Raw genomic sequence first — 22,696 nt, 5'->3', positions numbered from 1 at the left:
GATCGCGGGTAGGGCCGTGATCCGGCGTCGTCACACCGGGCTGGCACCATGGACCGCATGAACATCATGCTCTTTCACTCGACCTACGGCCTGCGGCCCGCGGTGCGCCGGGCCGCGGACCGGCTGCGCGCGGCCGGACACGAGGTGTGGACGCCCGACCTCTTCGAGGGCAGCACGTTCGACACGGTCGAGGACGGCATGGCGTACAAGGAGGGGACCGGCAAGGACGAGTTGCTGAAGCGGGCCGTGCTGGCCGCCGCGCCCTACTCCGAGCGGGGGCTGGTGTACGCGGGGTTCTCCTTCGGCGCCTCCGTCGCCCAGACGCTGGCCCTCGGCGACGACAAGGCGCGCGGACTGCTGCTCCTGCACGGCACGTCGGACATCGCGGAGAACGCCTCGGTGGACGAACTGCCGGTGCAGTTGCACGTCGCCGAGCCGGACCCGTTCGAGACGGACGACTGGCTCACCGCCTGGTACCTGCGGATGGGCCGGGCCGGCGCCGACGTCGAGGTGTACAGGTACGCGGGGGCGGGTCACCTCTACACCGACCCCGACCTCCCCGACTACGACGAGGAGGCCGCCGAGGCCACCTGGCGGGTGGCGCTCGGCTTCCTCGACTCGCTCGAACCGGATCAGCCGGCGCGGTAGGCGGTCCAGTTCTCCTGCATCCGCGTCACCTGACCCGCGGTGAACTGGTACATGCAGGCGTCGTACGTGTAGTCCATGAAGTTGTGGATCGGGTCGGCGCCCGTCTTGCGGGTGCAGGTGTCGCGGCCCTCGGGGCACTCGTAGGCGGGGCTCTTCTCGGCCGCGGTGTCGTCGACGTAGTCGCCGTTGCCGTTACAGCCGCCCTGGAAGGTGTGGTAGAGGCCCATCCAGTGGCCGACCTCGTGGGTGGCGGTGTCGCCCTCGTCGTAGTTCGTGGCCGAGCCGCCCGGCAGCGAGGAGTTCAGGACGACGACGCCGTCCATCTCCGGGCTGGACCGGTACGAGCTGGGGAAGGTGGCCCAGCCGAGGAGTCCGTCGCCGATGTTGGCGGTGTAGAAGTTGAGCGCGTTCGCGCCGCCCTGGTGCAGGGCGGACTTCATCGCCTTCTCCTCCGGCGAGCCGTAGCCGACGGTGTACCAGGCGGCGTTGTCGGTGTAGTCGGTGCCGGCCAGCGTGAACTGGAAGCCCGAGTCGGTGTTGCCGGTGCCCTGGCCGGCGTAGGCCGCGTTCAGGACGTTCATCTGGGCGGTGATGTCGGCGGAGCCGAGCTTGCCGGTCTCACCGTCGTGGATGACGTGGAAGTAGACCGGAATGGTCGCCGAGGCGGCGGTCGTGCTGCTCGGGCCGGCCGTGCGCAGCTTGTCCAGCTTGGCGCGCAGGTCGGCGTCCATGGCCTGGGCGCGGGCCTGGCTGATCTCGTTCGGCTCGGCGGCGTGCCCGTCGTGACCGGGGTGGGCCTTGCGTGCGGTGGCGGAGGTGTCGTCGGCGCACTCGGCGGCCTGGGTTCCGGCCGCGGCCACCGTCGTGGGCGCGGACAGGGGGGTGAGCATCAGGGTTCCGGCCACGACGGCCGTACCGAGCAGGCGTCTGTGCGACAGGGACGATATCCGGGCGAACGTGCGCATGGGAGCTCCTGGCGGATGCGGTGGGGACCGGGCCAGGGATCTTCCTGGCCGCCGCCGGGAGATTACGTGGACATGACTAGTCACCAAGAGGAGTGATCAAGCCCAATCGGTCACCCGTCAAACAGGGGCAACGGGGAGCGCGATGAGTGCGGAAACGTTACGGCGCCCGATGTTTGAAGACGCGACGTCATCGATCCGGTCACCGGGCGGGTGGTGTGTCCGGATTCGGTTCCCCGTTCGCACCACCCGCCGTAGCGGTCCGATCGGCCCTCACTGACGCGTCACGCGGTCGGAAGTGGCCGAAAATCGCCCCTGGGGGGCGGGGTCACACCGGATCGTGGACGCGCTCGACCTTCTGTGTGCCGCTGCGGGTGCGGTAGGAGCGGGCCCACTCGGACGTGGCGTCCGCCGCCGTACGGTCGGACAGCACGTAGTAGTCCATCTGCGCCCGCTCCGCGGTGATGTCCAGTACGCCGTAGCCGTGCCGGTCGGTGTCGACCCAGTGGACGTGCCGGTTGGCCGCCCGGATCAGCGGTGCGGCGAGCGCGGAGACGGTGCCCTCGGGGACCTTCACGATGTCGTCGAGGTTGTCGGAGGTGACCGAGGTGACCACGAACTCCGTGGCGGCCGACGCCGACAGCGGATAGGTACCGGCGTTCACCGGCACGTCGTTGGCCCACGCCATGTGGATGTCGCCGGTGAGGAAGACCGTGTTGCGGACGGCGTTCGCCCGCAGATGGGCGAGGAGTTCGCGGCGGTCGTCGGTGTAGCCGTCCCACTGGTCGGTGTTGAGGGCGAGCCCCTCCTGCGGCAGGCCCAGCAGCTTCGCGAGCGGCTTGAGGAGGCTCGCGGGAAGGGAGCCGAGGGAGAACGGCGAGATCATCACCGAGGTGCCGACCAGCCGCCAGGTGGTGTCGGACGCCGTCAGACCGGCCTTCAGCCAGTCCAGTTGGGCGCGCCCGGTGAGCGTGCGGTCCGGGTCGTCGACCTCGCCGTCGCCCAGGGAGACCTGCTGGGAACGGAACGACCGCAGGTCGAGCAGGGACAGATCGGCGAGCTTGCCGAAGCGGAGCCGGCGGTAGGTGGTGCCGGCGAGCGCGGGCCGTACCGGCATCCACTCGAAGTAGGCCTGCTTGGCGGCGGCCTGGCGGGCCGCCCAGGCGCCCTCCGCGCCCTCGGTGTGGTTCTCGGCACCGCCCGACCAGGTGTCGTTGGCGAACTCGTGGTCGTCCCAGATCGCGACGACCGGCGCCTCGGCGTGCAGGGCCTGGAGGTCGGGGTCGGTCTTGTACGTGGCGTGCCGGAGCCGGTAGTCGGCGAGGGTGACGATCTCGTGGACGGGGGCGTGCGGCCGTACGACCTCGCCGCGGGCGCTGTACTCGCCGGTGCCGTACTCGTAGATGTAGTCGCCCAGGTGCAGCCAGGCGTCCAGGTCGCCGCGGGCCGCGAGGTGGCGGTACGCGGCGAAGTGGCCGGCCTCCCAGTTGGCGCAGGAGACCACGCCGAAGCGCAGGCCGGACACGGCGGCGTCGGCGGCCGGGGCGGTGCGGGTGCGGGCGACGGGCGAGTCGGTGGTGCCGGCGGAGAAGCGGAACCAGTAGTCGGTGGCCGGACGCAGGCCGCGGATGTCCGCCTTGACGGTGTGGTCGGAGGCGGCGGTGGCGAGGGTCGAACCCTTCGCGACGACGTCGGTGAACGCCCTGTCCCGGGCCACGGTCCAGCTCACCTCGGTGTCCGGGCCGAGCCCGGAGCCGGGTATCGCCTCCGGCACCGGCGTCACGCGGGTCCACAGCAGGACGCCGTCCGGCAGCGGGTCGCCGGAGGCGACGCCGTGCAGGAAGGCGGGCGCCTGCGCGGTCGCGGCGCGTGCGGGGAGGGCGGCGGTGAGCGGTCCGGCCAGCACCGCGGTGGCGGCGGCAGCCCTGACGACCGTACGGCGGCGCGGGGACGGGAAGGCGGGGTCCGCGGTGGCGGGGACGGCGCTCCCGGATGATCTGTGTCGACTGGTCACAGCCGATCAGGTTACTGACAGGTACACGCAAGAGCGGGCGAACTCGCGAAAGTTCGCCCGCTCTTCAGCGTGCCGTCGGCCGGCCGGGGGTCAGGCCTTGAGGGCCGCGTCGACCGCCGTGTTGAACTCGTCCACCGTCATGGGCGCGTTCTGCCCGTCGGAGCCGGTGAGCTTCTTGCCGTCCATCATCAGCGTCGGCGTGCCCTGGGCCTCGCTGTCGTCGAACACGTCGGACATCTCCAGCGCCCACTTGTCGTAGGTGCCGTCCTTCACGTCCGCCTGGAACTCCTTGTTGTCCTTCAGGGCGTCGACCGAGTTGGCGATCTTGATCAGGTACGCGTCGTCCGCGAACTTGTCGTCCGACTCCTCGGGGTGGTACTCGGCCGAGTAGAGCGCGCTCTTGTAGGCGAGGAACGCGTCGGGGCCGACGTTCAGCGCGGCGCCCAGGGCGCTCAGGGCGTTCTTGGAGCCCTCGCCGGTCAGGTTGCGGTCGAGGAACGAGGCGCCTATGAAGCGGATCTTGTACTTGCCGTCCTCGACGTCCTTCTCGATGGTCTTGCCGACCGTCTGCTCGAAGGAGGCGCAGACCGGGCAGCGCGGGTCCTCGTACAGCTCCAGGGTCTTCTTCGCGTCGGACTCGCCGATGACGACGGTCGTGCCGTTCTTGCCGCTGGTGTTGGCCGGCTTGACGAGCTTGGCGTCCTTCGCGGCGTCCCAGGCGCTGGGCTGGTTGGCCTGGACGACCGCGTAGCCGATGCCGCCGGCCGCGGCCAGCACGCCGACGACCGACAGGGCGACGACGATCTGCCGCTTGGCCTTCGCCTTCTTCGCCTGGCGCTCGCGCTCCACGCGCAGCCGCTCTCGGGCCGCCGACTTCGCCGCCTGGCTGTTCCGCTTGCTCATGGTGATGTCTCCACGGGGGACGCACACGGTCGTGCCGTGTGCGGGATACGTATGGGGGTGCTGGTGCTCGGAGGATTCGCCGGGGGCGGGGCCGCCCTCAGGCGAAGGTGACGGAGCACGGCGGTCCGCGCCGTCCCAGGGAGTGCGCGAGGAGCAGGGTGCGGGCCGCGGCGGTACGGCGGACCGGGCGGGCCGGACGGCGGATCTCCGGGACCCGGCGCACGGTCACCGCGGCGACCGCGAGCAGCAGCGGCCGGAAGGTCGTGGCCGCCACCGCGCCCAGCAGCTGGGCCAGTGCCCGCTCGCCGCGACGCAGCCAGGCGGCGGCGCACAGACCGACCCCGATGTGCGCGCCGAGCAGCGCCCAGGCGGTCGCCGGATCGGCCTGGGCGAGCAGGGCCGCCAGCCGGTCGCCGCCCTCGGCGGCGTGCCCGGTGGCCCGGGCGAGCGGTGCGCCCACGCTGGTGCCGTCGCCGCACAGCACGTCGAAGCCGACGGAGCGCAGCGGGCCCGCGACGGGTCCGCCCATCCGGCCGTAGCAGACGTGCTGGCCGGTGGTGAAGACGGTGTCGGCGGCCAGCTCCAGCGGGATCAGCAGGGCGGCGATCCGCCCGAAGGAACGCTCCCGCCCCGCCAGGGCGTACGCCAGGAGGAACACGGCGGCGGCGATCGCGGCCACCGTGTTCAGCGGCAGCGGGACCCCGGACAGCAGCACGTGCGACGCGGCGCTGAGCGTCACGACGACTGCCGTGAACAGCGCCGCGCGTACGGCTCTGAGCTGGGTTCCGGATATGTCCATGGCGGGAACGAGTGTGTCACGTGCTCCGGTAAGGGATCCCTAAAGGGTTCCTGTGGATGTGCGGATGGTTACAGGCCCGGAATCCGGCCGTTGCGGAACAGGTCCAGGAAGATCTGGTGGTCGCCGCGCGCGCGGGCGCCGTAGTCGTGCGCGAACTCGACCAGGAGGGGGATCAGGGAGTCCTCGTCGGCGGCGATCGCCGCGTCGATGGCGCGCTCGGTGGAGAACGGCACCAGGGACTCGCCGGAGGTGTCGTCCGCCGCCGCGTGCATCGTCGCCGTGGCCCGGCCGAGGTCGGCGACGACCAGGGCGATCTCCTCCGGGTCGTCGATGTCGCCCCAGTCCAGGTCCACGGCGTACGGCGAGACCTCGGCGACGAGCTGGCCCGCGCCGTCCAGCTCGGTCCAGCCCAGCCACGGGTCGGCGTGCGCCTGGAGGGCGCGCTGGGAGATCACCGTGCGGTGCCCCTCGTGCTGGAAGTACTCCCGGATCGCCTGGTCGGTGATGTGCCGGGAGACGGCTGGGGTCTGGGCCTGCTTGATGTAGATCACCACGTCGTTCTCCAGGGCGTCGCTGTGACCCTCCAGGAGGATGTTGTACGACGGCAGCCCGGCCGAGCCGATGCCGATGCCGCGGCGGCCCACGACGTCCTTCACGCGGTAGGAGTCCGGGCGGGCCAGCGAGGCGTCCGGCAGCGTCTCCAGATAGCCGTCGAAGGCGGCGAGCACCTTGTAGCGGGTGGCGGCGTCCAGCTCGACCGCGCCGCCGCCGGAGGCGAAGCGGCGCTCGAAGTCGCGGATCTCGGTCATCGAGTCCAGCAGCCCGAACCGGGTCAGCGAGCGGGCGTCGCGCAGCGCGTCCAGCAGCGGGCCCTGGGCGGTGTCCAGGGTGAACGGCGGCACCTCGTCGCTCTTCGCGCCGGTGGCCAGCGCGTGGATCCGCTCCCGGTAGGCGGCCGTGTAGATCGTGACCAGCTCGGTGATCTGCTCGTCGCTGAGCGCCTTCGCGTAGCCGATCAGCGCCACGGAGGCCGCGAAGCGCTTGAGGTCCCAGGTGAAGGGGCCGACGTAGGCCTCGTCGAAGTCGTTGACGTTGAAGACCAGGCGGCCGTTGGAGTCCATGTACGTGCCGAAGTTCTCCGCGTGGAGATCGCCGTGGATCCACACGCGCGAGGTGCGGTCGTCCAGGTACGGCCCGCCGCGCTTCTCGGCGGCCAGATCGTGGTAGAAGAGGCACGCCGTCCCGCGGTAGAAGGCGAACGCGGAGGCCGCCATCTTCCGGAACTTCACCCGGAACGCGGCCGGGTCGGCGGCCAGGAGCTCGCCGAAGGCGGTGTCGAGGACGGCGAGGATCTCCTCACCGCGGTGCTCGTCGTTGAGCTGCGGTACCGACATCGCTTTGTGCCTCCAGGTGCGGGATGTTCCGGGACGGCTGGTCCGTCCCCTGTCCAACGTGCGACGGGGCGCGGGAGTGCCCGCGCCCCCGCTCGAAGGTACGCCGTGGCGGCCTCCGCGTGTCAGCGTCGGGGCATAGACTTCGACGCTGTCCCCCAGACCGTCCGCCTGCCCGTCACAGGCTGTTTTCCTTGGAGGCCGCACCGTGTCAAAGCCGCCGTTCACGCACCTGCACGTCCACACCCAGTACTCGCTGCTGGACGGTGCCGCGCGGCTGAAGGACATGTTCAACGCCTGCAATGAAATGGGCATGTCGCACATCGCCATGTCCGACCACGGCAACCTGCACGGGGCGTACGACTTCTTCCACTCCGCGCAGAAGGCCGGAGTCACCCCGATCATCGGGATCGAGGCGTATGTCGCGCCCGAGTCCCGGCGCAACAAGCGCAAGATCCAGTGGGGCCAGCCGCACCAGAAGCGGGACGACGTCTCCGGTTCCGGTGGTTACACCCACAAGACGATGTGGGCCGTGAACAGCACCGGCCTGCACAACCTCTTCCGGCTCTCCTCCGACGCCTACGCCGAGGGCTGGCTGCAGAAGTGGCCCCGGATGGACAAGGAGACCATCAGCCAGTGGTCCGAGGGGATCGTGGCCTCCACCGGCTGCCCCTCCGGCGAGGTGCAGACCCGGCTGCGCCTCGGCCACTTCGACGAGGCCCTCAAGGCCGCCGCCGACTACCAGGACATCTTCGGCAAGGACCGCTACTTCCTGGAGCTGATGGACCACGGCATCGAGATCGAGCACCGGGTCCGCGACGGCCTCCTGGAGATCGGCAAGAAGCTCGGCATCCCGCCCCTGGTCACCAACGACTCGCACTACACGTACGCGCACGAGGCGACCGCCCACGACGCGCTGCTGTGCATCCAGACCGGCAAGAACCTCTCCGACCCCGACCGCTTCAAGTTCGACGGCACCGGCTACTACCTCAAGTCCACCGACGAGATGTACGCCATCGACTCCTCGGACGCCTGGCAGCAGGGCTGCGCCAACACCAGGCTGATCGCCGAGATGGTCGACACCACGGGCATGTTCGAGAAGCGCGACCTGATGCCCAAGTTCGACATCCCGGACGGGTACACCGAGGTCAGCTGGTTCAAGGAGGAGGTCCGCCGCGGCATGGAGCGCCGCTTCCCCGGCGGTGTCCCCGAGGACCGCCAGAAGCAGGCCGACTACGAGATGGACGTCATCATCCAGATGGGGTTCCCGGGGTACTTCCTCGTCGTCGCCGACTTCATCATGTGGGCCAAGAACAACGGCATCGCGGTCGGCCCCGGCCGAGGCTCCGCGGCCGGCTCGATCGTCGCCTACGCCATGGGCATCACCGACCTCGACCCGATCCCGCACGGACTGATCTTCGAGCGGTTCCTCAACCCCGAGCGCGTCTCCATGCCCGACGTCGACATCGACTTCGACGAGCGCAGGCGCGTCGAGGTGATCCGGTACGTGACCGAGAAGTACGGCGCCGACAAGGTCGCCATGATCGGCACCTACGGAAAGATCAAGGCGAAGAACGCCATCAAGGACTCCGCGCGCGTGCTGGGCTACCCGTACGCGATGGGCGACCGCCTCACCAAGGCGATGCCCGCCGACGTCCTCGGCAAGGGCATCGACCTGAACGGCATCACCGACCCCTCGCACCCCCGCTACAGCGAGGCCGGCGAGATCCGCTCGATGTACGAGAACGAGCCGGACGTGAAGAAGGTCATCGACACCGCCAAGGGCGTCGAGGGCCTGGTCCGGCAGATGGGCGTGCACGCCGCCGGCGTGATCATGTCCAGCGAGCCCATCGTCGACCACGCCCCCATCTGGGTGCGGCACACCGACGGCGTGACCATCACACAGTGGGACTACCCCCAGTGCGAGTCGCTGGGCCTGCTGAAGATGGACTTCCTCGGCCTGCGCAACCTGACCATCATGGACGACGCCGTCAAGATGGTGAAGGCCAACAAGGGCATCGACCTGGACCTGCTGGGCCTGCCGCTCGACGATCCGAAGACCTTCGAACTCCTCCAGCGCGGCGACACCCTCGGCGTCTTCCAGTTCGACGGCGGACCGATGCGCTCGCTGCTGCGGCTGATGAAGCCGGACAACTTCGAGGACATCTCCGCCGTCTCCGCGCTCTACCGTCCCGGCCCGATGGGCATGGACTCGCACACCAACTACGCGCTGCGCAAGAACAAGCTCCAGGAGATCACCCCGATCCACAAGGAGCTGGAGGAGCCGCTCAAGGAGGTCCTGGACGTCACCTACGGCCTGATCGTCTACCAGGAGCAGGTGCAGAAGGCCGCCCAGATCATCGCCGGCTACTCGCTCGGCGAGGCCGACATCCTCCGCCGCGTGATGGGCAAGAAGAAGCCCGAGGAACTGGCGAAGAACTTCACCATCTTCCAGGCCGGCGCCCGCAAGAACGGCTACAGCGACGAGGCCATCCAGGCCCTCTGGGACGTGCTGGTTCCCTTCGCCGGCTACGCCTTCAACAAGGCGCACTCCGCCGCGTACGGACTGGTGTCCTACTGGACCGCCTACCTCAAGGCGAACCACCCGGCCGAGTACATGGCCGCGCTGCTCACCTCGGTGAAGGACGACAAGGACAAGTCGGCGATCTACCTCAACGAGTGCCGCCGCATGGGCATCAAGGTGCTCCCGCCGAACGTCAACGAGTCGGTGCACAACTTCGCCGCCCAGGGCGACGACGTGATCCTCTTCGGCCTGGAGGCCGTGCGCAACGTCGGCACCAACGTGGTCGAGTCGATCATCAAGAGCCGCAAGGCCAAGGGGAAGTACACCTCCTTCCCGGACTACCTCGACAAGGTCGACGCGGTCGTCTGCAACAAGCGCACCACGGAGTCGCTGATCAAGGCCGGCGCCTTCGACGAGCTGGGGCACACCCGCAAGGGCCTCACCGCCCACTACGAGCCGATGATCGACAACGTGGTCGCGGTCAAGCGCAAGGAGGCCGAGGGACAGTTCGACCTCTTCGGCGGCATGGGCGAGGAGGAGACCAGCGAGCCCGGCTTCGGCCTCGACGTCACCTTCACCGACGACGAGTGGGACAAGACGTACCTGCTCGCCCAGGAGCGCGAGATGCTCGGGCTCTACGTCTCCGACCACCCGCTGTTCGGCCTGGAGCACGTGCTGTCCGACAAGGCCGACGCGGGCATCTCCCAGCTCACCGGCGGCGACTTCGGCGACGGCGCGGTGGTCACCATCGGCGGCATCATCTCGGGCCTCCAGCGCAAGATGACCAAGCAGGGCAACGCCTGGGCGATCGCCACCGTGGAGGACCTCGCGGGCTCCATCGAGTGCATGTTCTTCCCGGCGACCTACCAGCTCGTCTCCACGCAACTCGTCGAGGACGCCGTGGTGTTCGTCAAGGGCCGGCTCGACAAGCGGGAGGACGTGCCGCGGCTGGTCGCGATGGAGCTGATGGTCCCCGACCTGTCCAACGCCGGCACCAACGCACCCGTGGTGCTCACCATCCCGGCCACCCGTGTGACCCCGCCGATGGTCAGCCGGCTCGGCGAGATCCTCACCCATCACAAGGGCGACAGCGAGGTGCGGATCAAGCTCCAGGGGCCGACGAAGACGACGGTGCTGCGCCTGGACCGGCACCGGGTGAAGCCGGACCCGGCCCTGTTCGGTGATCTGAAGGTCCTCCTCGGACCGTCCTGCCTGGCGGGCTAGAGGGCTAGCGGGCCGGCGCGGGCCCGTCCGGCCGGCGCGCGTGAGGGGCGCACCCTGTGGTGGGTGCGCCCCTCTTCATGTGCCCGGTCCTTCGTGCGCCCGGGTCTTCATGTGCCCGGGCCGCGACGGGCCGTTGTGAAGATGTCAGTTGTGGCCGAAGCGCTTCTGCCGGCCCTTGCCCCGGCCGACCTCGCCGGGCACGGCCTGTGTGGTGCGCTGTTCGTCCGGCGTCTCCATCGTGGACGCCTGCGCCGCCCGCTGGGCGCGCTCGGCCTGCGGCTGCTTACGGTCACGGTTCTTGTTCTTGGCCATGGTGATGCCTCCTGTGGGGGACTAGGGGCCAGGGCCGGGACCAGATTCACACAGCCCGATAACAGGCGCATGTTGGACAATTACCGTGTGTGACCGGGGTGATCGGGGAGGAAGTGTGGAAACGCCACGCCGAAGATCGAGTTCGGGCCGTTAACCCCGGCGTGGTCGGGCAGACTCGAAGCAAGCCCGAAGCAAACCTCCCGGAAAGAGGGTGGATCGCGTGGACCGCTGCATCGTCCTGGTGGACGCCGGGTATCTGCTGGGGGCCGCCGCCAGTCTCCTCGCCGGGGAACCGTCGCGGTCCCGCATCACCGTCGATCACGCGGCCCTCATCCAGGGGCTGCGGGAGCGCGCCGAGTCCGACACGCGTCAGCCGCTGCTGCGCATCTACTGGTTCGACGGCGCCCCCGACCGCGTCCCGCAGCCCGAACACCGCAGGCTGCGCGTGATGCCCCGGGTCACCGTCCGGCTCGGCGCGCTGACCCGCAGCGACGGCCGCTGGGCGCAGAAGGGCGTCGACGCCGCGATGCACGCCGAGCTGACCGAGCTGGCCCGCAATCGCGCCTGCTCCGACATCGTGCTGGTCACCGGGGACGGTGACCTGCTGCCCGGCATGATGGCCGCCAAGGAACACGGCGTCGCCGTCCACCTGTGGGCCGTGCAGGCCGCCGACGGCGACTACAACCAGTCCGAGGACCTGGTCGCCGAGGCCGACGAGCGCCGGGTGCTGGACCGGGCGTGGATCACCCGGGCCGTACGGGCCAAGGAGTACACCGGGGTGTGCGCCCCGTCGCCCGTGCCGCGGCCCGAGATCGCCGCGATCCTCTCCGCCCCGCTGCCGGAGTCCGCGCTCGGCGCGACGGCCGAGCGGACCGCCGAGGAGCCGCGGCACCCGGCCGCCGCCGGGCACAACGGCACCGCCGAACGGCCGGCCACGGCCAAGGGCGTACCCACCCCCAAGGACCTGGCCGCGCTGCGCGGCCCCGGCCCGCACCCGCCCCAGCAGCCCGCCTCCGCGACTCTGCGCTGGTCCTCCGACAAGGGCTGGGTCGACCGGCCGGTCGCCGAGCCGCCGGACGCGGTGTCCATGCCGACGCTCGCCCAGTTGACCACGGCGGAGCAGCGGTGGGCCGACCGGGAGGAGGACATCACCACGGTCGGCGGGGACCCCTTCGAGGTGGGGCAGGTGTTCGCACGGCGTTGGGTGGAGCGGCTCGGGGATCAGGGGCACATCCAGAAGCTGTCCGGGATGTATCCCCGGATTCCGCACCGTGTCGACGGGGAGCTGTTGCGGTACGCGGCGCGTTTCGGGCTGCTCGCGCACAAGGACGATCAGATCGACGAGCGTGATCGTTACGCCATTCGGGCGGGGTTCTGGCGTGAGCTGGATCTTCGTACCGGTACGGAGAGGGCTCCCGCCGGGGAGTAGGCGGGGGTGCGGTTCTGCCCCCTCGCGCCCCGTGTCGGGGGCTCCGCCCCCGCGCCCCCCGCCAGGGGGCTCCCGCCCCCGGACCCCCGGCCTGTGCCCACCCGTCACCCGACTCGGCGGGCTGGAATGCGGGCCACGGCCCCGGCGTGTGCGGGCGCTGGATCGGCTCGGTGGGTCGGGGCGGGTTTGTGGGTGGTGGGGTGACCCGAGGGCGGGGCGGGGTTCCGGACCCCGTAGGCTCGTCCCTTGTGAGTACGCGCGCGGCACAGGGATTCCGGCACGGTGGTGATGTCGTGTGTGCGGTGCGTGGGCTGACCAAGACCTATCCGGCGGTGCGGGGCAGGCGTGGCGTTCCCGCCGCGCCCGAAGTACGGGCCACCGACGACGTGGGGCTCGACATCCGGCGCGGTGAGATCTTCGGACTGCTCGGGCCGAACGGCGCCGGCAAGTCCACCCTCGTGCGCCAGCTCACCGGGCTGATGCGGCCCGACCGCGGCAGTGTCGAGATCCTCGGCCACGACATCGTGCGCCACCCCGAGCGTGCCGCGCGCATCCTCGCCTACCTGGGCCAGGAGTCCAGCGCCCTCGACGAACTGACCGTGTCCCTCGCCGCCGAGACCACCGGCCGGCTGCGCGGGCTCGACGCGCGGCGGGCGCGGGCCGAGCGGGACGACGTCCTGGACGAACTGGGGCTCACCCCGATCGCCGGGCGCCCGCTGAGGAAACTCTCCGGCGGCCAGCGCCGACTGGCCTGCTTCGCCGCGGCGCTGGTGGGGGAGCGGCCCCTGCTCGTCCTGGACGAGCCCACCACCGGCATGGACCCGGTGGCCCGGCGCGCCGTGTGGTCCGCCGTCGACCGGCGCCGCGCAGGACACGGCACCACCGTGCTGCTGGTCACCCACAACGTGATCGAGGCCGAGACCGTGCTCGACCGGGTCGCCGTGCTCGACCGGGGCCGGGTCATCGCCTGCGACAGCCCGGCCGGACTCAAGGAGCGGGTCGCCGGCGAGGTCCGGGTCGACCTGGTGTGGCGCGAGGCGGCACCCCTGCACGTGCCCGAGGTCGCCGCGCTGCGCGACCGGGTCGTCGAGTCGGGCCGCCGCTGGACCCTGCGGCTGGCGCCCGAGGAGGCCCGTACGGTCGTCGCCACCGTCACCGGCGGGGCCGCCTTCGCCGCGCTGGACGACTTCACGCTGGCCACGCCCAGCCTGGAGGACGTCTACCTGGCGCTGGGCGGCGCCGTACGACAGGGACTGGTGAAGGCGTGAGCACACGGGCCGCGTCATCCGTACGGAACAGGGCCGTAGTGGTTTCGGGCGAACCTCCGAGCGAAGGGGAGCAGCACGACGTGAGTGTCGTACCCGCCGATGTCGTGCCGGGCGCCGCCCTGGCCGTGGAGGAGGCCGCGCCGCAACCGGCCGGACTCGGCCCCCGGGCGCGGCTGTGGCCGTCGCTGGCGGCCGTGTACCGGGCGCAGCTCTCCCGGGCCCGGGTCGCGCGGATACCGCTGCTGTTCGTGGCGACCTTCCAGTCCGTCGGCATCATGATCCTGATGCGCGGGGTCGTGGACGGCGGCGGCGAGGCGCAGGCCGTGGTCGCCGGCTCGGCGGTCCTGGTCGTCGCCTTCGTCGCGCTGAACCTGCTCGCCCAGTACTTCGGGCAGCTACGGGCCAGCGGCGGGCTCGACCACTACGCGACCCTGCCGGTGCCGCCGGCCGCGGTGGTGCTGGGCGCGGCGGGCGCGTACGCCTCGTTCACCGTGCCGGGGACCGTGGTGACCGCCGTCTTCGGGTGCGTGCTGTTCGGGCTGCCGCTGGCGAACCTGTGGGTGCTGGCCGCCGTGATCCCGCTCGCCGGGGCCGCGCTCGCCGGACTCGGCGCGGCGCTCGGGCTGCTCGCGCCCCGCGCGGAGCTGGCCACGCTGCTGGGGCAGCTCGGCATGTCGGCCGCGCTGCTGCTCGGTGTGCTGCCGGCGGAGCGGATGCCGGAGGCGGTGCGCCTCGCCCGGGACCTGCTGCCGTCGACGTACGGCGTCGAGGCCTTCGCGCGGACCTTCGGACCGCACCCCGACTGGGCGCGGGTGCTCGGTGACCTCGCCGTGTGCGGAGCCGTCGGTGTCGTCTCGCTGGCCGTCGCGACCTGGGCGTACCGCAGGGCGGCCGTCCGGTGACGCGCCGCACAGCCGGGCCTGGCACGATGGCAGGGTGAGCGCACCTCTGACACCACCACCGCCTCCGCACGACCACGAGCAGGCCGCCGCCTCGTACCCGTACGGGAAGGCCGGCGACGTCGCGTACCCACGGCACGGCTGGTGGGACGGACAGGACGGCCCCGGGATGAAGGCGGAGATACGTGAGGCCGCCGTGACCACGGTGGCGGTGGCGCTCGGCGGGGTGCTGCTCGGGGTGCTGTGGTGGTGGCTGGCGCCGCGCGTGCCGTACGTGGGCGGCGTGATCGGCGACAACTGGGTCGTCTACCTCAAGGACTCCGAGGGTGAGCAGGTCATCGGGGTGGACGGGACGTTCTCGCTGCTCGCGCTGGGGTTCGGGGCGGTGAGCGCGCTCGTCGTGTTCCTGGTGCGGCGGCGCGGGGGTGTGCCGTTGGTGGTGGCGCTGGCGGTCGGTGGGCTGCTGGGGTCGTTGCTGGCCTGGTGGCTGGGGGTGCGGCTCGGTCCCGCGCAGGACGTGATCGCGCAGGCTCGGAGTGCCGGTGAGGGGGTCACGTTCGACGCGCCGTTGAAGCTGAGCGCGAAGGGGGCGTTGTTGGCGTGGCCGTTCGCGGCGCTGGTGTTGCATCTGGGGTTGACGGGGTTGTTCGGGCCGCGGGATCCGGAGCAGTTTCCGCCGGCCGAGCCGTACGTGTCGCCGGGGGCGTAGGTTTTCGGGTGCCTCGGCGTTGGTGCGGGCCGGGGGTGGGTCGCGCAGCCCGGCGCTCGCGGGGTGCCTCCCCCACTCTCGGCTCCTCCCCCACTCTCGGCTTCGCTCGAGCGGGAGGTACCCCCATGAGCGGGAGGTACCCCCACCGCCCACCCGTACCGCCCTGGGGGCACCTCCCAGGCCCTTAAGGCACTGGGGGAGGCACGACTGCCCGCGGGAACGGTGGCATGACTGCCCGCGGGAACGGTCGTGGGCGGCGGCACGTCTGCCCGTGGGAGCGGGTGGGGTGGTTCGGGTGTCCGTGGAGGGTGGGTTACGCGCGGCCGATCGGGGCCGAAGTCGCCGAGGTCAGGGTGGTCAGGTCGGCGGGGGTGAGTTCCACCTCCAGGCCGCGGCGGCCTGCTGAGACGCAGATCGTCTCGTGCCGGGTGGCCGACTCGTCCACCACCGTGGGGAGTTTCTTGCGCTGGCCCAGGGGGGAGATGCCGCCGCGGACGTAGCCCGTGGTGCGTTCCGCCAGGGCCGGGTCGGCCATCGTGGCCCGTTTGCCGCCCACCGCCGACGCCAGGGCCTTCAGGTCCAGTTGGCCTGCCACCGGCACCACCGCCACCGTCAGCGCGCCGTCGACGTCCGCCACCAGCGTCTTGAAGACCCGGTCCGGCGAGACCCCCATCGCCTCGGCCGCCTCCTCCCCGTACGACGGGTGGGCCGGGTCGTGCTCGTAGGAGTGCACCGTGAACGGCACCCCGGCCGCGGTGAGCGCCACCGTCGCGGGCGTGCCGCCCGGCTGCTGCTTCTTGGACTTCTTCGCCATCCCCGCCTGTACCCCGGTCGATTTCGGTCGATTTCGTACGTCAGTTGAGACTTGTCGGGCCGCGCGTCAGCTCCGCGGCCGGCAGCGACGGCAGATGACGGATGACGGCCGTCTCCGCGCGCAGCAGTTTCAGCTCGTCACGGAGTCGTGAGGCCGTGTCCGGCGCCTGGAGCAGCCGCTGCTTCGTCGGCGTGTCCAGCATCATCGCGGCGGCGACCAGGTAGGAGACGACACCCGGCTCGTCCGGCAGTTCCGCGCCGGTCGTCAGCGACCGCTCCCGCGCCCCCGCCAGCCGCTTCTGGTACTGGCGGAAGGACCGCAGCACCCCCTCGGCCAGCGCCCCCGCCTCGTCGCCGGGATCCTCGGCCAGCGGCTCCGTCTCGGCCGTCAGATACGGCCCCGAGGCGTCGACGGACAGCAGCCGCACCCGGGTCGTACCGGTCGCCAGCACCTCGAAGGTGCCGTCGGCCCGCTCCCGGACCGTCGCCGCGTCGGCGACACAGGCCACCTTGTGGAAGGCGCGCAGCGGATCGGTGCCGAAGCCCGCCGCCGGGCCCCGGTCGGGCACGGCCGTCGGATCGGGCAGGCCGGGCGCGCTCGGCGCCACCTCGTACCCGTCGCGGATCGCCACGACGGCGAACCGGCGCGGCTCGTCCTCCGGGGTCTTCAGCAGCTCGCGCATCATGGCGCGATAGCGCTCCTCGAAGACGTTGAGCGGAAGCACGAGCCCCGGGAACAGCACCGTGTTCAGGGGGAAGAGCGGGAGCCGGACGGTGGTCACGGGTCAAGAGCCTAATGGTCGCCGAAGCGGAGCCGGCCGCCCTGTTCACTCCTCGGTCGGTCCGGGACCGGTGCCGGGGGCCGGATCCCGGCTAGGGACAGCCGGACGCGACCGCCGCGCGCACGTTCTGACGGACCTCCAGGAACCGGCCGAGGGGATCGTCCGCCTCCCGGTCCCAGGGGAAGGACGTGGCGTACGGGCCGGTCAGCCGCAGCTGCTCCAGGGCGTCCCGCCGGCGTTCCAGCCGGACCAGGACGTACGTCAGCAGATTGCGCAGCTCGGCCGGCCAGGACTGGCCGGCCGGCAGCCGGGCGGACAGGGCCACGGCGCGGTCGGCCGCCGCTTCCAGCCGGGCGCGCGGCACTTCGGGACCGCAGCGGTCGGTGAGGTAGCCGAACGCCGCCCGCAGCGGCAGCGACTGGGTGAGCGAGTCCTCCGGCGCGTCCTGCGCGGCCAGGTCCGCGAAGGTGAGGCACTCGTGGTGCGAGCCGTGCCAGGAGGACGCCAGATAGCGCAGGGCCGCCACATGGCAGCCGTGGTGGTGCGGGGCCCGCCGGACCGCCGCCTCCCACAGCTCCTCGAAGTACGTGTGCCCGGCGCGCGCGCCACGGGCGTGGTCCAGGGCGAGCCGCCAGGGCACCGGGTCGCGGTTGTCCGCCCGGGCCGCGGACGTGATCAGCGGGCTCACCTCGCGCAGCAGCTCGACGCGGGCCGGTGAGTCCCAGGCGCGGTCCACCGCCCGCTGGGCGTCCACCAGCAGTCCGTCGGGGTCGCGCGGGTCGCGGGCGCGCCAGGTGTCCAGCCACTCGGGGCGCGAGCGCGCGAAGGCGGCCAGCCGCCGCACATACCGGTCGCGGTGCTCCCAGGCGCCGCCGTGCCGGGTGGCGGCGAGCAGTTCGGCGACGGGCGTGTGGTCACCGCCCGCGGCCCCGACCAGCGCCGGGCCCAGCAGATCGTCGGGCGCGTCGAGCAGCACCTCGTCGTCGGCGGGCAGCACGACGGGGGCGGGAGACGTGGCACCCGTCGTCTTTCCTCGCACCCGGGATGTGCCGCGGGTGAACGCGTCCATCAGAGCCATGGTGTCGACCATTGAAAGACCGCAGGTCACAGCGGCGCCAGAGGCGACACGGAAGTCATGGAAGGTTGTACGGGGTTCGGTCAAGGCCCGGCAAAAAGCAGAGCGATCTTCACCTCTCACGCCCCCGTCGGCCACAGGGTCGTCACGTACGGCGCAGTGTCCGTGTCGCCCCCGCCGCCACCGTCGTCGCCAGGATCCAGCCCAGCAGGATGAACGCGGCCGACAGCCACTGCCAGCCGCCGCGCAGTTGCCAGAAGCCGACCTGGCCGAGGTCGATCACCGGCAGCAGCAGGTCCAGGGTGAACAGGGGCGGGTTCCACGCCGGGTGCTCACCGCTCTTCAGGGGCGGGGCGTCGGCCCGCGCGAAGGCCAGTGAGCCGGCCGCCCACAGCACCGCCATCCACACCGCCGCCCGGCCCGGACGGTATCCGTAGGCGACCGTCCAGTCCTGCGCGTAACCCCACAGCTTGGCCGCCAACGGCAGGCTCTCGCGGCGTCGGCGCTGCTTGGCGAGCAGCACCTCGCGGGCGTCCTCGTCCTCCCCGCCCTCCCGCAGCACGGCGGCCAGCCGCTCGTACGGCTCCGGGTTGTACTCGGCGCTCGCCGCGTCCACCCAGCGCAGCCGCAGCGCCAGCGGGAACGGCCCGCGCGGCACCAGGTTCTCGTAGGTGAAACCGCCCATGTGCAGCCGGCCGGGGCCGGGCCAGCTCTCCGCCCGGTCCATCAGGTTGACCACCTTCGCCCCCGACAGCACGACCCTGCCGCGCACCGGCCGCTCCCCGAGGAAGCGCAGCTCCGGCGTCTGCACCCGGCGCAGCGACAGCTCCTGCTCGTCGGTGAAGGTGAACCGGGCCCCCTCGAAGTCGACCGCGTCCCCGAACCGCCCGTCGTCCAGGCGCACCCCGCCCTGGCACTCGAAGCGCTGGATCCGCGTCCCGCGCGCCGGTGTCATCCCGCTGCGCGCCTGGGCGCCCACCCCCGCCGGGGTCAGATACAGCGAGCGCTCCACGGTCAGCTGCGGCGCGTTCAGCGCGAGCCGGGTGTACGGGTTGACCAGCCGGGCCCCGCGCAGGCTCAGCGACACGCCGATCGTCGCGCTGCGCAGGCTCAGCTCGCCGTGCGACTCCAGCATCTCCGCCTGGAGGTCCTGGCCCACGTTCATCCCGTCGGCCGCTATCGAGCGGCCGCTGCGGTCCCGGTGCACGATCGCCTGGTTGAGCAGCAGGTCCGTACCGATCCGCGAGTCGGTGAGCCGTATGCCGCCCGGAAACCGGCAGCGCGGCAGGTGCAGATCGCCCTCGGTGTGCAGCCTGGCCGCCTCCAGGCGCGGTATCGAGCAGTCCACCATCCGTACGGTCGTGAAGCGGGCCTCCGGCAGCAGCACGTCCCGCTCGAAGCGGCAGGCCCGCATCTCCAGGTACGGCACCACCGTGCCGCCCGCGAGGTCCAGCGCGCCGCTGATCTGCACCCCGACCAGCTTCAGCGACGAGACCCGGCCGGCCAGGGCGGGCGGCCCGTCCAGCAGCAGCCAGCACACGACGCGCGCCCTGACCGTCCGCTCGGGGCCCCACGGGTGTCCTCCGTGCGGGTCGTCGACGGTCGTGTCACCGCTGCTCAGGTCGTACACACTGCCGTTGCGGAAGGCCTGCCACATCCCGGCCTCCGTGGCGGTCAGGTCCTCCGGCGGCTCTCCGCCGCCCGGTCCCACCCCCTCGGTCACGTGACTCCCCTCCTCCTCACCTACTCGTCGGTTCGTCCCTTCGTACAACCGTTCATGCCCGGTGGAGTGACGTGTCGAACACGGAAAGTGAAGGGGATCTCGGAAATGTGCGCGGACCGTCACCGAGGGCGTGACGTATCAGCCATTGGAACGGGCGGACGGCCCGCTGTGCCGGTCTGAGAGAATTGAGCACGTGATCTCTCGTATCGATCTGCGCGGCGACGCCCTCCCCGAGGGCCCCGCCCTGCGCGCCCTGCTGCCCCGAGCCGACTTCGACGTCGCGGCCGCCCTGGAGAAGGTGCGGCCCATCTGCGAGGACGTGCATCATCGGGGCGACGCGGCGCTGATCGACTTCGCCGAGAAGTTCGACGGCGTGAAGCTGGACCGGGTGCGGGTCCCGGCCGCCGCGATCGAGCGTGCGCTGGAGGAGCTGGACCCGGCCGTGCGCGCGGCCCTGGAGGAGTCCATCCGCCGCGCCCGGCTGGTCCACCGCGAGCAGCGCCGCACCACGCACACCACCCAGGTCGTGCCCGGCGGCACGGTCACCGAGAAGTGGGTGCCGGTCGACCGCGTGGGGCTGTACGCGCCGGGCGGCCGGGCCGTCTACCCGTCCTCCGTGATCATGAACGTGGTGCCCGCCCAGGAGGCCGGCGTCCCGTCCCTCGCGCTCGCCTCCCCGGCCCAGGCCGACTTCGGCGGCCTGCCGCACCCGACCATCCTCGCCGCCTGCGCCCTGCTCGGCGTCGACGAGGTCTACGCGGCCGGCGGCGCCACCGCCGTAGCGATGTTCGCGTACGGCACCGAGTCCTGCCCGCCCGCGAACATGGTCACCGGACCCGGCAACATCTGGGTCGCCGCCGCCAAGCGCTACTTCACCGGCATGATCGGCATCGACGCCGAGGCGGGCCCGACCGAGATCGCGGTCCTCGCGGACTCCACCGCCGACCCGGTGCACGTCGCCTCCGACCTGATCAGCCAGGCCGAGCACGACCCGCTGGCCGCCGCCGTCCTCGTCACCGACTCCGTCGAGCTCGCGGACGCGGTGGACAAGGAGCTGGAAGCACAGGTCGAGGTCAGCAAGCACATCGACGAGCGGATCGTCCCGGCCCTGTCCGGCCGCCAGTCCGCGATCGTCCTGGTCGACGGCGTCGAGGAGGGCCTGCGGGTCGTCGACGCCTACGGCGCCGAGCACCTGGAGATCCAGACCGCCGACGCCGCGGCGCTCGCCGGCCGGGTGCGCAACGCGGGCGCGATCTTCGTCGGCCCCTGGTCCCCGGTCTCCCTCGGCGACTACGCGGCCGGCTCCAACCACGTCCTGCCCACCGGCGGCTGCGCCTGCCACTCCTCGGGCCTGTCCGTGCAGTCCTTCCTGCGCGGCATCCACATCGTCGACTACACCGAGGACGCGCTGGCCGAGGTCGCGCACCACGTGGTCACGCTGGCGGAGGCGGAGGACCTGCCCGCGCACGGCGCGGCGATCAAGGCAAGGTTCGGGTGGAAGGTGCCTGAGAACAAGTGAGCTTCGGAATCGACGACCTCCCCGTACGGGACGAGCTGCGCGGCAAGTCCCCCTACGGCGCGCCCCAGTTGGACGTCCCCGTACGGCTGAACACCAACGAGAACCCCTACCCGCTGCCCGAGCCGCTGGTCGAGCGGATCACCGAGCGGGTCCGCGAGGCCGCCCGGCACCTCAACCGCTACCCCGACCGGGACGCGGTCGAACTGCGCACCAGGCTGGCCGAATACCTGACGAAGACCGCCGGACACCCGGTCGGCGTCGAGAACGTGTGGGCCGCCAACGGCTCCAACGAGGTCATCCAGCAGCTGCTGCAGACCTTCGGCGGGCCGGGCCGTACCGCCATCGGCTTCGAGCCGTCGTACTCGATGCACGGCCTCATCTCGCGCGGCACCGGCACCGGCTGGATCTCCGGGCCGCGCAACGAGGACTTCACCGTCGACCTCGCCGCCGCCGAGAAGGCGATCGCCGAGCACCGGCCCGACGTCGTCTTCGTCACCACCCCCAACAACCCCACCGGCAACGCGGTCCCCCCGGAGACGGTCCTCGCGCTGTACGAGGCCGCCCAGGCGGCCAAGCCGTCGATGGTGGTCGTCGACGAGGCGTACGTCGAGTTCAGCCACGGCGACTCGCTGCTGCGGCTGCTCGACGGACGCCCCCACCTGGTCGTCTCCCGCACCATGTCGAAGGCGTTCGGCGCGGCCGGTCTGCGCCTCGGCTACCTCGCCGCGCACCCGGCGGTCGTCGACGCCGTCCAGCTCGTCCGGCTGCCGTACCACCTCTCCGCGATCACCCAGGCGACCGCGCTGGCCGCCCTGGAGCACACCGACACACTGCTCGGTTACGTCGAGCAGCTCAAGGCCGAGCGCGACCGGCTCGTCGCCGAACTGCGCGCCCTCGGCTACGAGGTGACCGAGTCCGACGCCAACTTCGTCCAGTTCGGACGGTTCGAGGACTCCCACGCCACCTGGCGGAAGATCCTCGACCGGGGCGTCCTGGTCCGGGACAACGGCGTACCGGGATGGCTGCGGGTCACCGCGGGCACCCCGGCCGAGAACGACGCGTTCCTCGACGCGGCCCGTGATCTCAAGAAGGAACAGGAGCAGAGCGCATGACCCGCGTAGGACGCGTGGAACGCACCACCAAGGAGACGTCCGTCCTCGTCGAGATCGACCTCGACGGCACCGGAAAGACCGAGATCTCCACCGGGGTCGGCTTCTACGACCACATGCTCGACCAGCTCGGCCGGCACGGTCTGTTCGACCTGACCGTGAAGACCGAGGGCGACCTGCACATCGACTCCCACCACACCATCGAGGACACCGCCCTCGCGCTCGGCGCCGCCTTCAAGCAGGCGCTCGGCGACAAGGTGGGCATCTACCGCTTCGGCAACTGCACGGTCCCGCTGGACGAGTCCCTCGCCCAGGTCACCGTCGACCTGTCCGGCCGCCCCTACCTCGTGCACACCGAGCCCGAGAACATGGCGCCGATGATCGGCGAGTACGACGTGACGATGACCCGGCACATCCTGGAGTCCTTCGTCGCCCAGGCCCAGATCGCGCTGCACGTGCACGTGCCCTACGGGCGCAACGCGCACCACATCGTGGAGTGCCAGTTCAAGGCCCTCGCCCGCGCCCTGCGCTACGCCTCCGAGCGCGACCCCCGCGCGGCCGGCATCCTGCCCTCTACGAAGGGCGCGCTGTAA

The 22,696-nt window shown here is 71.5% G+C and carries 19 protein-coding genes; 9 read left to right on the top strand and 10 right to left on the bottom strand.

The window, feature by feature from the left end:
• Nucleotides 1-57: 57 nt before the first annotated feature.
• Nucleotides 58-648: a dienelactone hydrolase family protein gene (locus ACZ62B_RS30895; RefSeq protein WP_344555927.1), complete on the top strand. Its 591-nt coding sequence runs from the start codon at nt 58-60 to the stop codon at nt 646-648.
• Here ACZ62B_RS30895 and ACZ62B_RS30890 read toward each other — a convergent pair.
• From ACZ62B_RS30890 to ACZ62B_RS30870, 5 genes are all read right to left on the bottom strand, one after another.
• Nucleotides 633-1,613 (bottom strand): zinc metalloprotease, encoded by a 981-nt coding sequence (locus tag ACZ62B_RS30890; protein ID WP_469692909.1) that lies wholly within the window; start codon nt 1,611-1,613, stop codon nt 633-635. The genes ACZ62B_RS30895 and ACZ62B_RS30890 overlap by 16 nt on opposite strands.
• Nucleotides 1,614-1,938: 325 nt before the next feature.
• Entirely contained in the window at nt 1,939-3,624 is a 1,686-nt protein-coding gene (locus tag ACZ62B_RS30885; protein WP_469692907.1) for an alkaline phosphatase D family protein, read from the bottom strand.
• Nucleotides 3,625-3,714: 90 nt separating this feature from the next.
• Nucleotides 3,715-4,527, bottom strand: a complete 813-nt coding sequence (locus ACZ62B_RS30880) for a DsbA family protein (protein WP_468885027.1) — start codon at nt 4,525-4,527, stop codon at nt 3,715-3,717.
• Between the two features lie 97 nt (nt 4,528-4,624).
• Nucleotides 4,625-5,326: a hypothetical protein gene (locus ACZ62B_RS30875; RefSeq protein WP_344555921.1), complete on the bottom strand. Its 702-nt coding sequence runs from the start codon at nt 5,324-5,326 to the stop codon at nt 4,625-4,627.
• A gap of 68 nt (nt 5,327-5,394) precedes the next feature.
• The gene (locus ACZ62B_RS30870; RefSeq protein WP_344555919.1) at nt 5,395-6,720 is read right to left on the bottom strand and encodes a DUF2252 domain-containing protein; all 1,326 of its coding nucleotides are present in this window, start codon (nt 6,718-6,720) and stop codon (nt 5,395-5,397) included.
• Nucleotides 6,721-6,925: 205 nt separating this feature from the next.
• Here ACZ62B_RS30870 and dnaE point away from each other — a divergent pair, with 205 nt between their 5' ends.
• The gene (dnaE, locus tag ACZ62B_RS30865; protein WP_344555917.1) at nt 6,926-10,465 is read left to right on the top strand and encodes a DNA polymerase III subunit alpha; all 3,540 of its coding nucleotides are present in this window, start codon (nt 6,926-6,928) and stop codon (nt 10,463-10,465) included.
• A gap of 144 nt (nt 10,466-10,609) precedes the next feature.
• On the opposite strand, the gene ACZ62B_RS30860 is transcribed toward dnaE, so the two are convergent.
• Entirely contained in the window at nt 10,610-10,777 is a 168-nt protein-coding gene (locus ACZ62B_RS30860) for a hypothetical protein (RefSeq protein WP_167748606.1), read from the bottom strand.
• Nucleotides 10,778-10,997: 220 nt separating this feature from the next.
• Between ACZ62B_RS30860 and ACZ62B_RS30855 the strand changes: the two genes are divergently transcribed.
• From ACZ62B_RS30855 to ACZ62B_RS30840, 4 genes are all read left to right on the top strand, one after another.
• On the top strand, nt 10,998-12,206 hold the full coding sequence (locus ACZ62B_RS30855; RefSeq protein ID WP_344555914.1) for an NYN domain-containing protein: 1,209 nt from the start codon (nt 10,998-11,000) through the stop codon (nt 12,204-12,206).
• A 293-nt stretch (nt 12,207-12,499) separates the two neighbouring features.
• On the top strand, nt 12,500-13,474 hold the full coding sequence (locus ACZ62B_RS30850) for an ABC transporter ATP-binding protein (RefSeq protein ID WP_344555912.1): 975 nt from the start codon (nt 12,500-12,502) through the stop codon (nt 13,472-13,474).
• 80 nt (nt 13,475-13,554) lie between these two features.
• Complete coding sequence (locus ACZ62B_RS30845) at nt 13,555-14,376, top strand: ABC transporter permease (protein WP_469692903.1); 822 nt, start codon at nt 13,555-13,557, stop codon at nt 14,374-14,376.
• Nucleotides 14,377-14,410: 34 nt separating this feature from the next.
• Nucleotides 14,411-15,082 carry an AAA family ATPase gene (locus ACZ62B_RS30840; RefSeq protein WP_469692901.1) on the top strand — a complete coding sequence of 224 codons (672 nt, stop codon included), beginning with the start codon at nt 14,411-14,413 and terminating at the stop codon, nt 15,080-15,082.
• 313 nt (nt 15,083-15,395) lie between these two features.
• Here the strand turns inward: ACZ62B_RS30840 and ybaK are convergent, their stop codons facing one another.
• From ybaK to ACZ62B_RS30820, 4 genes are all read right to left on the bottom strand, one after another.
• Nucleotides 15,396-15,896 carry a Cys-tRNA(Pro) deacylase gene (ybaK, locus tag ACZ62B_RS30835; protein WP_469692900.1) on the bottom strand — a complete coding sequence of 167 codons (501 nt, stop codon included), beginning with the start codon at nt 15,894-15,896 and terminating at the stop codon, nt 15,396-15,398.
• Nucleotides 15,897-15,936: 40 nt separating this feature from the next.
• Nucleotides 15,937-16,677 (bottom strand): LON peptidase substrate-binding domain-containing protein, encoded by a 741-nt coding sequence (locus tag ACZ62B_RS30830; RefSeq protein ID WP_344555904.1) that lies wholly within the window; start codon nt 16,675-16,677, stop codon nt 15,937-15,939.
• 91 nt (nt 16,678-16,768) lie between these two features.
• Nucleotides 16,769-17,746, bottom strand: coding sequence for a hypothetical protein (locus ACZ62B_RS30825; protein WP_469692898.1), 978 nt, complete (start codon nt 17,744-17,746; stop codon nt 16,769-16,771).
• A gap of 151 nt (nt 17,747-17,897) precedes the next feature.
• The gene (locus tag ACZ62B_RS30820; protein WP_344555900.1) at nt 17,898-19,475 is read right to left on the bottom strand and encodes an oxidoreductase; all 1,578 of its coding nucleotides are present in this window, start codon (nt 19,473-19,475) and stop codon (nt 17,898-17,900) included.
• A 193-nt stretch (nt 19,476-19,668) separates the two neighbouring features.
• Here ACZ62B_RS30820 and hisD point away from each other — a divergent pair, with 193 nt between their 5' ends.
• The 3 genes from hisD to hisB are packed head-to-tail and all read left to right on the top strand — an operon-like array spanning nt 19,669 to nt 22,696.
• Nucleotides 19,669-20,994 (top strand): histidinol dehydrogenase, encoded by a 1,326-nt coding sequence (hisD, locus tag ACZ62B_RS30815; protein ID WP_344555898.1) that lies wholly within the window; start codon nt 19,669-19,671, stop codon nt 20,992-20,994.
• Nucleotides 20,991-22,106: a histidinol-phosphate transaminase gene (locus ACZ62B_RS30810; protein WP_344555896.1), complete on the top strand. Its 1,116-nt coding sequence runs from the start codon at nt 20,991-20,993 to the stop codon at nt 22,104-22,106. Before hisD ends, ACZ62B_RS30810 begins: the two co-directional genes overlap by 4 nt.
• Nucleotides 22,103-22,696, top strand: a complete 594-nt coding sequence (gene hisB / locus ACZ62B_RS30805; protein ID WP_019525453.1) for an imidazoleglycerol-phosphate dehydratase HisB — start codon at nt 22,103-22,105, stop codon at nt 22,694-22,696. Before ACZ62B_RS30810 ends, hisB begins: the two co-directional genes overlap by 4 nt.

It is taken from the genome of Streptomyces sp. NPDC053426 (assembly GCF_055585405.1).
Note: the sequence above shows the minus strand (reverse complement) of the source record. Positions and strands in the feature narration are given on the sequence as shown.